12 protein-coding genes and 1 pseudogene are annotated in these 11,543 nt (G+C 70.4%); 9 read left to right on the top strand and 4 right to left on the bottom strand.

Annotated features, from left to right (window positions below; translation table 11 throughout):
• Window positions 1–9 precede the first annotated feature (9 nt).
• Entirely contained in the window at window positions 10–1,413 is a 1,404-nt protein-coding gene (locus CJ179_RS48630; protein WP_095866269.1) for an MFS transporter, read from the bottom strand.
• 85 nt (window positions 1,414–1,498) lie between these two features.
• Between CJ179_RS48630 and CJ179_RS48625 the strand changes: the two genes are divergently transcribed.
• The 7 genes from CJ179_RS48625 to CJ179_RS48595 are packed head-to-tail and all read left to right on the top strand — an operon-like array spanning window position 1,499 to window position 7,095.
• On the top strand, window positions 1,499–1,882 hold the full coding sequence (locus CJ179_RS48625; RefSeq protein WP_095866268.1) for a helix-turn-helix transcriptional regulator: 384 nt from the start codon (window positions 1,499–1,501) through the stop codon (window positions 1,880–1,882).
• Window positions 1,879–3,834, top strand: a complete 1,956-nt coding sequence (locus tag CJ179_RS48620; protein WP_095866267.1) for a cation-translocating P-type ATPase — start codon at window positions 1,879–1,881, stop codon at window positions 3,832–3,834. The genes CJ179_RS48625 and CJ179_RS48620 overlap by 4 nt, the downstream gene beginning before the upstream one ends.
• Entirely contained in the window at window positions 3,831–4,352 is a 522-nt protein-coding gene (lspA, locus tag CJ179_RS48615; protein ID WP_095866266.1) for a signal peptidase II, read from the top strand. Before CJ179_RS48620 ends, lspA begins: the two co-directional genes overlap by 4 nt.
• A complete protein-coding gene (locus CJ179_RS48610) occupies window positions 4,349–4,693 on the top strand; it encodes a DUF3703 domain-containing protein (protein ID WP_095866265.1) in 345 nt (114 codons plus the stop codon). The genes lspA and CJ179_RS48610 overlap by 4 nt, the downstream gene beginning before the upstream one ends.
• A gap of 46 nt (window positions 4,694–4,739) precedes the next feature.
• On the top strand, window positions 4,740–5,342 hold the full coding sequence (locus CJ179_RS48605; RefSeq protein ID WP_095866264.1) for a cadmium resistance transporter: 603 nt from the start codon (window positions 4,740–4,742) through the stop codon (window positions 5,340–5,342).
• Window positions 5,339–6,088: a helix-turn-helix domain-containing protein gene (locus tag CJ179_RS48600; RefSeq protein ID WP_095866263.1), complete on the top strand. Its 750-nt coding sequence runs from the start codon at window positions 5,339–5,341 to the stop codon at window positions 6,086–6,088. Before CJ179_RS48605 ends, CJ179_RS48600 begins: the two co-directional genes overlap by 4 nt.
• Before the next feature lie 47 nt (window positions 6,089–6,135).
• Complete coding sequence (locus tag CJ179_RS48595; RefSeq protein ID WP_095866262.1) at window positions 6,136–7,095, top strand: sterol desaturase family protein; 960 nt, start codon at window positions 6,136–6,138, stop codon at window positions 7,093–7,095.
• A 34-nt stretch (window positions 7,096–7,129) separates the two neighbouring features.
• Here the strand turns inward: CJ179_RS48595 and CJ179_RS48590 are convergent.
• Window positions 7,130–7,450: pseudogene (locus CJ179_RS48590) on the bottom strand (DinB family protein); the annotation flags it as partial.
• 149 nt (window positions 7,451–7,599) lie between these two features.
• Between CJ179_RS48590 and CJ179_RS48585 the strand changes: the two are divergent.
• Window positions 7,600–8,091 (top strand): recombinase family protein, encoded by a 492-nt coding sequence (locus tag CJ179_RS48585; protein ID WP_179377964.1) that lies wholly within the window; start codon window positions 7,600–7,602, stop codon window positions 8,089–8,091.
• 39 nt (window positions 8,092–8,130) lie between these two features.
• Window positions 8,131–8,538, top strand: a complete 408-nt coding sequence (locus CJ179_RS48580; protein WP_095866260.1) for a MerR family transcriptional regulator — start codon at window positions 8,131–8,133, stop codon at window positions 8,536–8,538.
• An 865-nt stretch (window positions 8,539–9,403) separates the two neighbouring features.
• Here CJ179_RS48580 and CJ179_RS48570 read toward each other — a convergent pair.
• Window positions 9,404–10,063: a TVP38/TMEM64 family protein gene (locus tag CJ179_RS48570; protein WP_095866296.1), complete on the bottom strand. Its 660-nt coding sequence runs from the start codon at window positions 10,061–10,063 to the stop codon at window positions 9,404–9,406.
• A gap of 152 nt (window positions 10,064–10,215) precedes the next feature.
• The gene (locus CJ179_RS48565) at window positions 10,216–11,451 is read right to left on the bottom strand and encodes an Ig-like domain-containing protein (RefSeq protein WP_095866295.1); all 1,236 of its coding nucleotides are present in this window, start codon (window positions 11,449–11,451) and stop codon (window positions 10,216–10,218) included.
• Window positions 11,452–11,543 lie beyond the last annotated feature (92 nt).

Here is an 11,543-nt window from a genome sequence, read left to right as displayed (position 1 = left end):
CGTGGCCGGTCAGGTGTGGGCGGGACCGATCGCCGTCGGCGCGCCGCGGCGGGGCAGGGCGGCCGCGGTCAGGGCCGCACCGGTGGCGGTGACGGCCGCGCTCACCAGCAGCACCGTGGTCAGGCCGTCCAGGAACGCGTCGACCGGGGTGGCGGCGTGGTGCCCGGCGAGCAGGCTGCCGAGCACGGCGACCCCGAAGGCGCCGCCGACGTAGCGGAAGGTCATGGTGATCGCGATGCCGGAGCCGGACCGTTCGGGGGGCAGGACACCGAGGACGGCGTCGACGGCCGGGGCCAGTGCCGCTCCGACGCCCGCCCCGGTGACGGCGAGCCAGGTGGCGGTCAGGGGGTAGCCGGTGGCCGCGTCGGTGGTGGCGCCGAGGGTCAGGCCGGCGGTGGCCAGGAGCAGTCCGCCGGCGACCGGGACGCGGACACCGCACAGCGCGGCGAGGCGCTCGCCGAGCGGTGCGCCCACGACGATGCCGCCGATGACCGGCAGCAACCGCAGTCCGGTGCCGAAGGCGTCGTAGCCGCCGACCAGGTGCAGGTACTGGGGCACCACGAACAGCAGCCCGAGCAGCGCGAAACTGGCCAGCGCGGCGGCGACGCTGCCCCAGACGAACAGTGGCTCACCGAACAGGGGCAGGTCGATGATCGGGTGCCGGGTGTGTCGTTGCCACCAGACGAACACCGCCACCAGCGCGGCGCCCCCGGCCAGGGCGGCGACGGTGACCGGATCGGTCCAGCCCCGGGTGGGTGCCTCGATCACCCCGTAGACCACGGCCACGAGCCCGGTGGTGGCCAGCACGGCGCCGAGGACGTCGACCGGGCGTGGGTCCGGGTCCCGGAACTCGGGGATCAGCAACGCGGTGGCCACCAGCGCGGCCGCCGCGACCGGCACGTTGATCAGGAAGATCGACCCCCACCAGTAGTGGTCGAGCAGCCAGCCGCCGATCAGCGGGCCGAGCGGGATGCCGGCACCCATCGCGGCGATCACCACCGACAGCGCCTTCGCCCGCTCGCGGGGCTCGGGGAACAGCACCGGCAGCGTCGCGAGGGCGATCGGGGTGAGCACCGCGGCCCCCAGACCCATCACCGCGCGGGCCGCGATCACCGGCCCCGCGGTGTGCGCCGCCGCCGCCACCAGCGAGCCGGCCGCGAACAGGGCCAGCCCGGCCAGCATCGACCGCCGGTGACCGTAGCGGTCGCCGAGCGCCCCGCACGGCAGCATCAGGCCGGCGAACACCAGCACGTAGGCGTTGACCATCCACTGCAGCTCCGCGGTGCCGGCACCGAGATCCGCGGCGATGGTGGGCAGCGCCACGTTGAGGATGGTGATGTCGAAGCCGAGGGTCAGGACCGCCAGCGTCAGCGGCAGCAACGCCCACCACCGGCGGCGTTCGGGTGTGCTCATGAGCCGCTCCTCCACCGATGAACCCGACGATGGCGATATCATCGCCGACGAGCGATGTAACTATCGAATACGTTATCATCGCCGTATGACGATTGATAGTGATGGGTGCCTGGTCTCCGGCACCGGCTCGACATTGGATGCGGCGGTGGCGTTGTTCCACAGCCTCTCCGACGGCACCCGGCTGGCGATCGTGCGGCGCCTCGCCGACGGGGAGGCGCGGGTGGCGGACCTGGTGGGTGAGCTCGGGATGGCGCAGTCGACGGTGTCGGCGCACATGGCGTGCCTGCGGGACTGTGGTCTGGTGCAGGGTCGCCCGCAGGGCCGGCAGGTGTTCTACTCGCTGACCCGCCCGGAGCTGCTGGACCTGCTGGCGTCGGCGGAAACCCTGCTCGCCGCCACCGGGAACGCGGTGGCGCTGTGCCCGAACTACGGCACCGACGCCGGTACCGGCCCGGGGGTGTCCGCATGAGCGACGCCTGCGGCTGCGGCCACGACGAACCCCGCCCCGAGGGCGAGGAGGAGCACGAACCGGAAAAGTTGTGGCAGATCACCGAGATCCGGGCCGCGGCCGCCGCCGGGGTGCTGCTTTTGGCCGGGTTGATCGTCGGCTGGGTCGGCGGACCCGATCCGGTGACGTTGGCGCTCGAAGCTCTCGCGTTGGCCGTCGCCGGGTATACCTTCGTCCCCTCCACCCTCAAGCGGCTGGCCAAGGGCAAGATCGGCGTCGGCACCCTGATGACGATCGCCGCGGTCGGCGCCGTGATCCTCGGCGAGGTCGGCGAGGCCGCGATGCTGGCGTTCCTCTTCGCGATCAGTGAGGGCCTCGAGGAGTACGCGGTCACCCGTACCCGCCGCGGCCTGCGCGCGCTGCTGTCCCTGGTCCCCGACACCGCCACCGTGATCCGCGACGGCCGTGAGCAGACGGTGCCACCGGCCGAGTTGGCGCTCGGGGAGATCATGATCGTCAAACCCGGGGAACGGATCGCCACCGACGGCACCATCCGGGCCGGCCGCACCGCGCTCGACACCTCGGCGATCACCGGCGAATCCGTGCCCGTCGAGGCCGGCCCCGGCGACGAGGTGTTCGCCGGCTCCATCAACGGCACCGGCGTCCTCGAGGTCGAGGTGACCGCGGGCGCCGAGGACAACTCGCTGGCCAAGATCGTGAAGATCGTCGAGGCCGAACAGTCCCGCAAGGGCGAGGCCCAGCGCCTCGCCGACACGATCGCCAAACCCCTGGTCCCGACGATCATGGTCGCCGCCGCGATCATCGCCGCGGTGGGCAGCCTGCTCGGTGAGCCGCGGGTGTGGATCGAACGCGCGCTCGTCGTCCTCGTGGCCGCCTCCCCGTGCGCGCTGGCCATCGCCGTCCCGGTCACCGTCGTCGCCGCGATCGGCGCCGCCAGCAAACTCGGTGTCCTGGTCAAGGGCGGCGCCGCCCTCGAGGCCCTCGGCCGCATCCGCGGGATCGCGCTGGACAAGACCGGCACCCTCACCCGCAACAAGCCGGTCGTCATCGACGTCGCCACCACGAACGGTGCCACCCGCGACGAGGTGCTCGCGGTGGCCGCGGCGCTCGAGGCGCGTAGCGAACACCCCCTCGCCGCCGCGATCCTCGCCGCCGTCGACGACTACGCCCCGGCCGAGGACGTGGAGTCCGTCACCAGCGCCGGCCTGACCGGGCGCCTGCACGGCGCCGCCGTCCGTCTCGGACGACCGGGCTGGATCGAGCCCGGCCCCCTGGCCGACCAGGTGGAGCGGATGCAGCACGCCGGAGCCACCGCCGTGCTCATCGAACGCGACGGCCTGGTGCTCGGTGCCATCGCGGTCCGCGACGAGCTACGCCCCGAGGCCGTCGAGGTCGTCGCCGGGCTACACCGCGACGGCTACCACGTGGCGATGCTGACCGGCGACAACGAGCGCACCGCCCGCGCCCTGGCCGCCGATGTCGGGATCGACGAGGTGCACGCGGACCTGCGCCCGGAGGACAAGGCCCGCATCATCGACGACCTGCAAGGCCGGCGGTCGACGGCGATGGTCGGCGACGGTGTCAACGACGCCCCCGCCCTGGCGACCGCGGATCTCGGTATCGCGATGGGCGCGATGGGCACCGATGTGGCCATCGAAACCGCCGACGTCGCCCTGATGGGTGAGGACCTGCGGCACCTGCCGCAGGCCCTGGCCCACGCCCGCCGCTCACGCCGCATCATGCTGCAGAACGTCGGGTTGTCGCTGGCGATCATCACCGTCCTGATGCCGCTGGCCCTGTTCGGGGTCCTCGGCCTGGCCGCCGTGGTCCTGGTGCACGAGCTCGCCGAGATCGTGGTCATCGCCAACGGTGTCCGCGCTGGCCGCGCCCAGGCCCTCACCACCGGGTCGGTACCCGCCCCGGCGGCGGGGAAGGTCGAGGCCCGCACATGAGCGAGACAGCGGCTCGATCGACCCGCACGGGTTGGTCGCGGCGGGTTCTTGCGGTTCTCGGTGTCGCGCTCGCCGCCGCCGCACTGCTGGTCGAACCCGTTGCGCGCCGCGAACTTTCCGATGATCGCACCGTCGACCTGGGATTGCTGCAACTGAAGTTGGCGTACAACAGCGGTGTCGCGTTCAGCGTCGGCGACCAGCTGCCGGCCTGGATCGTCCTCGCGGTCACCGCCACCCTCACCCTCGGTGTCGGTATCTACGCGTGGCGCACCGTCCCCACCAGTTCGCTGGTGGGGACGGTGGGTTTCTCGGCGATCATCGCCGGAGCGGCCGCCAACGTGATCGACCGCGCCGTCGACGGGAAGGTCACCGACTACTTCCACACCGGCTGGTGGCCCACCTTCAACCTCGCCGACACCTACCTCACCTGCGGTGTCGTGTTGCTCATCGCATCACTGCTCTGGGAGTCCACCCACGCCCCCGCCGATCCCACGCCCGCGAAGGAGAGTGCGACATGACCGCCATGCCCGATCGCATCCGATCCGCCTACACCGCGGAGATGGCCGCCGCCCGCGACACGGCGGACGACAACGCGCGGTGGGCGCATCTCGAACGGGCGCACATCCTGTCCCAGCCCTACCCGTGGCCGCACACCCGCAACCACATCGCCATGCTCACCCTGGCGTTGCGGCAACGCGATCGCCGCGAGGCACTGGGGCAGGTGGTGCGGATCATCGTCGCCGCCCCCGACTCCGCCCTGGGCCGCTACCCCGAGGGCAACACCGGCCGCACCCGCGCCGGACTGAGAACCCCGATGCCGATGCCCGCCGACCTGGCCCGCCTCACCGGAACACGATGACGGCCGCCGACATTCGGCCGCCCCGCGGCCGCCGCCGGGGGCGGGGGTGATCGGCACCGTCGCCGCGGCGGTGGCGATGTTCGCCGGCACCAACATCGACGACATCGTCGTGCTGACCGTGCTGTTCGTCGCCTCCGCCAGCCAGGGTCGGCCGCGGGCGTGGCAGATCGTCGCCGGCCAGTACCTCGGCCTGATCACCCTCGTCGCGATCAGTGTGGTCGCCGCCCTGGGGTTGGTGATCGTGCCCGAGGACTGGGTCGGGCTGCTGGGGTTGCTGCCCCTGTCGCTGGGGATCTGGGGACTGATCCGGGGCCTGCGCGGCAACGGCTACGGTGAACCCGCGGTGGTGGCGACCGGGCTGGCCAGTGTCGCCGCCATCACCATCGCCAACGGCGCCGACAACATCGCCGTCTACACCCCGGTCTTCCGCACCCTCGGTGCGCCGCAGACCGCGGTCACCATCGCCGTGTTCCTGGTCTGCGTCGGGCTCTGGTGCGCCGCCGGCAGACTGCTCGGTACCCACAAGAAGGTCATCGCCACCCTCGAGCGGGTCGAGCACTGGCTCGTGCCCGCGGTGTTCATCGGCCTGGGCGTGATCATCCTGCTCGAATCCGGGGTGATCGGCCGCCTGTTCGAGGCGCTGACATGACCGATACCCGCTGGCGCGGCGGCGCCCTGATCCGGCCCGGGATCCTCGCGTTCGCCGGGTCGATCGGGACCACCACAAGCCACGCGCACCACGCCGTGCAGGTGATGACCGCAGACACACCGCTCACCGTCGCCGACGGATCCGGGGCCCGGCACTGCGGCACCCAGGTCGTCGTGCCACCCGACACCGCGCACCACATCGAGACCGGCGCCGCGCACGGCGTGGTGGTGTTCCTCGACCCGGACTCCGCGGCCGGCCGCGCCGCCGGTCACCGGGCCCACCGATACGGCTGGGCCGGCGGACCACCACTGCCCGCACCCGCCACCGTCGACGGCGATCTCGGTGCCCTGGTCGCCGCCGTGGTCGGCGCGCTGGTCCCGGATTCCGCACCCGCTCCACCGGCCCGGCACCCGTCGGTGACCGCGGCATTGGCGCTGCTGCCCGCGCTCGTCGCCGCCGGACCGGTCACCACCACCGACCTCGCCGCCCGGGTGGGTCTGTCTACCAGCCGGCTCACCCACCTGTTCGGCGCGCAGGTCGGGCTGCCGCTGCGCCGCTACGTGCTCTGGACCCGCCTGATGATCGCCGTCACCGAGGTCGGGGCCGGACGCGACCTCACCACCGCCGCGCACGCCGCCGGATTCGCCGACAGCGCCCACCTGACCCGCACCTGCCGGGACATCTTCGGGCTGCCCCCCTCGGCGCTGAGCCGCACCGTCACCTGGGACACCGACCCACCCCGGTAGCCGAATCGTTCAAGCCCGCACCCGGTCTCGGCGGCCACGATCAATCCATGCCCACCACCACGACCCACACCCCGGTGCACCAGCTGGCCCGCTACGGGTACGCACCGTTCCTGCTGATCGGGCTCAACGGCATCGGGTTCGCCCTCACCGCCGCCGGTGCTCCGAAAATCCTGCTGCTGCTGGTGCTGGCCACCGCGATCGGCGCGTCGTTCCTCGTCGAACGGGTCATTCCCTACGACCCGGAGTGGAATACCGACCACCAGGACACCACCCGGGACCGCATCCACGTCGCGGTGAACGAAACCCTCATCCTGGCCAGCGTCGCCGCGATCCCGGCGCTGGCCGCGATCGTGCCTGCCCCCGGGATCTGGCCGGATCGGTGGCCGCTGCTCCTGCAGGTGCTCGCCGCGATCCTGATCGCCGACCTCGGGATCACCCTGGTGCACCTGGCCAGCCACAAGATCGGGGTGTTGTGGCGGTTCCACGCCGTCCACCACAGCGTCACCCGCTTCTACGGCCTCAACGGGCTGATGAAACATCCCCTGCACCAAACCGTCGAAATGGCCGCCGGGGTCGCCCCGCTGATCCTGCTCGGGCTGCCCGTCGACGTCGCCTCCGTCCTCGCGCTCGCCGTCGCGATCCAACTGCTGCTGCAGCATTCGAACGCCGACTACCGTGTCGGGCCCGCCAGATATGTCCTCGCCCTCAACGCCGGCCACCGTTTCCACCACCTCAAATGGGCCGGCGTCGGCGACGTCAACTTCGGCCTGTTCACCCTGATCTGGGATCACCTGCTGCGCACCTACTCCTACGACCCGGCCCGCCGCTTCACCAGCGACCATCTCGGGATGGCCGCCGAACCCGACTACCCGACCGGCTACCTCCGCCAGCTGAGCTACCCCTTCACCTCCGAGGGCGCATGCCACCCCACCCCCACACCGAGTCCCTCGTCGGCCGACCCAGGAGATGCTGTCCGACACGCCATCAAGGGACCGCGAGCGATGTGAACGGCGTCTACTCCTCCAGTCCGTGGACGGGGCATCAGCCGAGGATGAGCTGGTCGCGGTGGAAATCGAAATGCTTGCCCGGGTATCGGTATACCTGCTCGAGGGTCATGAAGTCGGCGAAGAACGGATCCCAGCGCTGCGGGAAGTGCATGCCGCGGCGCAATGCGGCGTCCGATTCCTTCGTCAGGGAGCGCTGCAGCTTGGCGATGACGCGGTCGCAGTGCCAGCCCATCCGGTGGCGGTTGAACACGGTCGCTGCCATGCACGATCCGAGGTAGTTGATCTCGTGGAACACCGGGGTGGTCGCGTCGAGGGCCCGCGCGAACCGCCGGCCGATCCGGTCGGGCAGGCGGGAGACCGCTCCGAGTTCGTCAGCAGCTTCGTGACACCGATCTGATCACCAGGCTGCCGCGCGTCGAGCTGCGGCAATCGCCGTGCGACCAGGGGTTCCGGTAGTAATTACTCCCAGATCGATGCGCTCACCGCGGCCGGCTGCGAACGAATTTGGGTGGCAAGGTTTCGGGGAAACTGGCCCGGCTCCCGGAGTGGGACAGGTGCTTCGAGTACCTGCGCCGCGGCGACGAACTGGTGATCACCCGGCTGTCGCGGCCATTTCGGTCGGTGCGGCACATGACCGAACTCACCGCCCAGCTCGACGAGCGCGGCACCGACCTGATCGTGCTCAAACAGGGCGCATTGACACCCCCCCGCCCGGCGGTTCCTGTTCCACTCCTGTTCCACGTCATCGTTACGATGGACGAGATGTTCGCGGACCTGATCAGCGAAGGCACTCTCGAGGGCCTGGAATCAGCCCGGGCCCGCGGGCGGGTCGGCGGCCGGGCGCCGAGCATGACCGAGCTGCAGGTCTCGAGGCACGGGAGATGCAGATCACCGAAACCTTCGGTACCGCAAGACCATCTACCGCAATCTCGAACGCGGCAGCCGCCCGAGAAGCCGGCAGCTGTAGGACCGACGATCCCGGTGATCGAAAGCTAACTTGACCCTGTACCTGGGTACAGGGTCCAGAATGGCGGCATGCGCAGTAGTGAGCTGGCGACCCGCGCCGGAGTGAACGTCCAGACGCTGCGGTACTACGAACGCCGGGGCCTGCTGGCGCAACCACCGCGGTCACCGTCGGGGTATCGGGCCTACCCGCCCGACGCGGCGGCGGTGGTCCGGTTCATCAAACGAGCCCAAGACCACGGGTTCAGCCTCGACGAGGTCCAGGAGCTGTTGCACCTGGCCGAGGGCGGGCCCGAGGACTGTGACGCGGCGCGCGCTCTGGCCGAAGCGAGGATGGCCGCGCTGGCCGAGCGGATCGCCGACCTGCAACGCATGCAACGGTCCTTGTCCCAGCTGGTCGACACCTGCGAACGACCCCGCAGCGACCGCTGCTGCCCGCTGCTGCACACCCTGCACGACGACGATGGAGATCACCGATGAAACTGGAAATTCTGCAGATCCCCGACTGCCCCAACGTGCCTGTTCTCGTGGAACGCATCCGGCAGGCCACCGCCGGCCAGGCGCTCGACGTCGAGATCACCCATCGAGTGATCGACGACCAGGCCACGGCATCGGTGGCCGGGATGACCGGCTCACCCACGCTGCTCGTCGCCGGCCACGACCCCTTCGCCACCCCCGGCCAGGTCCCCGGCGTGTCCTGCCGCCTCTACCGGACCGAGGCCGGCGGCATTGACGGGTCGCCGTCGGTCGCTGCGCTGCGAGCCGCACTCGGACTCGAACCGCCCCCCATCGCTGCCGCGGACCCACAGGCAACGGCCGACTGTTGCGCGCCGTCCGCCGGGCTCGGCGGGTGGCGTGGTGCCGCGCGACCGGGCCGACCCGGCCGAGCAGGCGGTCCACCACGCGATCCTGCGCGCCTTCGCCGCTCACGGTCGGGCGCCGACAGCCGCGGACCTCACCGCTGTCGCTGCCGAGTTCGACCGCTCCGCAGAACACGTCCTCGCCCGTCTGCACGACTCCGACGTGATCCGGCTCGACCCCTCCGGGAACATCGCATCCGCGTACCCCACCTCGGCAACGCCGCACCGTGTTCGAATCGACAATGGCGCAACCATGGATTCGTCGTCGCCAACCATGGTGGGTCCTTCCGTGAACGTTTCTCCATATACCCCTCGGGGTATATGGGTCCGGGTGTGATTCCGCACTCCGCCATCCTCTGCATGTAGATGGCCGGACCGTGTGCGAGAGCGCCCAGCTCGATTCGGGGCGGTGACTCGAAATCCCTGTGCCACATCGCCGTATACCGATCCGCAGTTTCCGCGCGTGCCGCCGTGGGCCGGACCGCCTACGGTGCGTCCGAGGCCGGTGACACGGGGAAGCGGGTGTCGACCAGCAATCCCGCCACTCCCATGGCGATGCAGATCGTGGTGACCACCATCAGCGCCGGATTCGTCTGCCCGGTCAACGCGTCGCCGAGCAGCACCACCCCGACGGTGCCCGGCAGGATTCCCACCACTGTGGCCACGGTGTACGGCACCACTCGCACCGATGAGAGCGCACAGCAGTAGTTCACCAATGCGAAGGGCGCCGGCGCGATGAGCCGTAGGGACCCGACCGCCAGCCACCCGCGCCGGGCCAGGCGGGCATCGATCGCCTGGACCGCGGGGTGCGACAGTCGCGCCTCGACCGCCGTGCGTCCGAGCGCGCGCACCAGCAGCAGCGCCAGCACGGCGGCGATCGTCGTTGCGGCGATCGTGAAGGTGATGCCGGTTACGGGACCGAATAGCAGTCCGGCGCTGAGGGTGAACACCGTTCGGGGAACCGGGGCGATCGTCAGCAAGGCTTGGGTCAGGAAGAACACCAACACGAATGCCGGCCCCACTGACTCCGCCCAGTCGCGCATCTGGGAGATCGACGGGCGGGGAAGGAGGACGGCTGCCACCCCCAGCGCGGTCAGCACTGCCGCGGCGGCGAGGACTCTCCGGTCGCGCAGGATCAGCGGCACCCGCCGGGTGCCGCGACGCGGGAACCTGGGGGATATGTCATCGGCGGGCGCGCTCGGGTCGGCATCCTCACGCCGTGAGCGCTCATCGTCCGAGCCCGCCACCGCGGCGGCAGCGTGGCCGGTGTAGGTCCGCGGATGCCAGATCGGAGGGATCACGCCAACGCGCTTCCGGCCAGCCACTGATCCCACGGCACGCTCCAATCCCCGTTCTGCCACTGCGCGAGCGGCTCCCCGCCGGTGTTTCGGACCTCGACGATGTCGCCGGGGACGGAGAAGTCGTAGAACCAGCGGGCGTTGTCGGGGCTGAGGTTCAGGCACCCGTGCGAGACGTTGGTGTTTCCCTGGGCCCAGATGGTGTCGGCGAGTTCGTGGAGGTAGATGCCGTCGTTGCTGATACGGGTGGCGTAGTTGATGGTTTCCTTGTATCCCAGGCGGGAATTGACCGGGAGCCCGTAGGTCGAGGAATCCATGATCACGGGGTTGGCCTTGTCGATGACGGTGTAGATGCCGCGCTGAGTCCAGAACGTCAGGGTTTGCCCGTTGATGGTTTCGCTGCCGCCCATGCCCATCGAGGTGGGCATGGTGCGCACGAGGGCGCCGTTGTTGGTGACGGTGATCTGTTTGGTGGTGTCGTCGGCGACGGAGATATGCGCGTCGCCGATGGTGAACGAGGTCTGCGCGTCCTCCTGCCCGAACAGGCCGCCGCCGAGGTCGACGCCGTAGACGTTCGCGCGGGCGGTCACTGTCGTGCCGGGGGTGTAATAGTTCTGCGGGCGCCAGTGCACGTTCTGATCGTCGGCCCAATACCAGGACCCCTGCACCGGCGGTGAGGTCTCAACGGTCAGGGTCTTCTCGGCGGCGGCCCGGTCGGTGATCGGTTCGTCGAAGTGGGTGACGAGGACGATGCCGATGCCGAAGGTGCCGCCGTCGGTGAGGAGGTTGCCGCCGGAGGTGACGAAGGTCGGTTTGGTGAGGTTGCCCGGTTGCACGGTGGAGAAGGTGCTGGTTCGCTCGGTGCGGGTTCCGTCGTCCCCGACCGCAGCCGCGGTGATGGTGTAGGTCTTGCCGTACCCCAGCGCGGCACCGGGCTTCCAGGCGATGCGGTCGGGGGTGAAGATGCCATCGATGACCCGTCCTTCGTTGTTGGTCATCGTGACCGATTCGAGGGTGCCACCGGTGGTTTCGACCGACACCGGGTCCGCGGGGTTGACCGTGTCGGTTCCATCGGCAGGGACGAGGGTGATGGTGGGGGCTGCCGCGGTGGCCGGATTAGCGCCACCGCTCGGCGAGGATGATCCGGTTCCGGACGGGGCGCAGGCGGCCAGCACCGCGATCAGGATCGCCAGGGCGATCAGGATCGGAGTTCGCCGTGGTGAGCGAGTGTTCATGAGTTCCTCCATACCGACGAGGCGGCAGCGAAGCGGGGTCGAGAAGAAGGGGTGTGCACGCCGTGCGTGCGGCGGTGGGGAAGGGTGGGACC

Source organism: Rhodococcus sp. ACS1 (genome assembly GCF_002300155.1).
In the GTDB taxonomy this organism is placed as follows: Bacteria; Actinomycetota; Actinomycetes; order Mycobacteriales; family Mycobacteriaceae; genus Rhodococcus_F; species Rhodococcus_F koreensis.
This window is presented reverse-complemented; position numbering and strand designations above follow the sequence as displayed.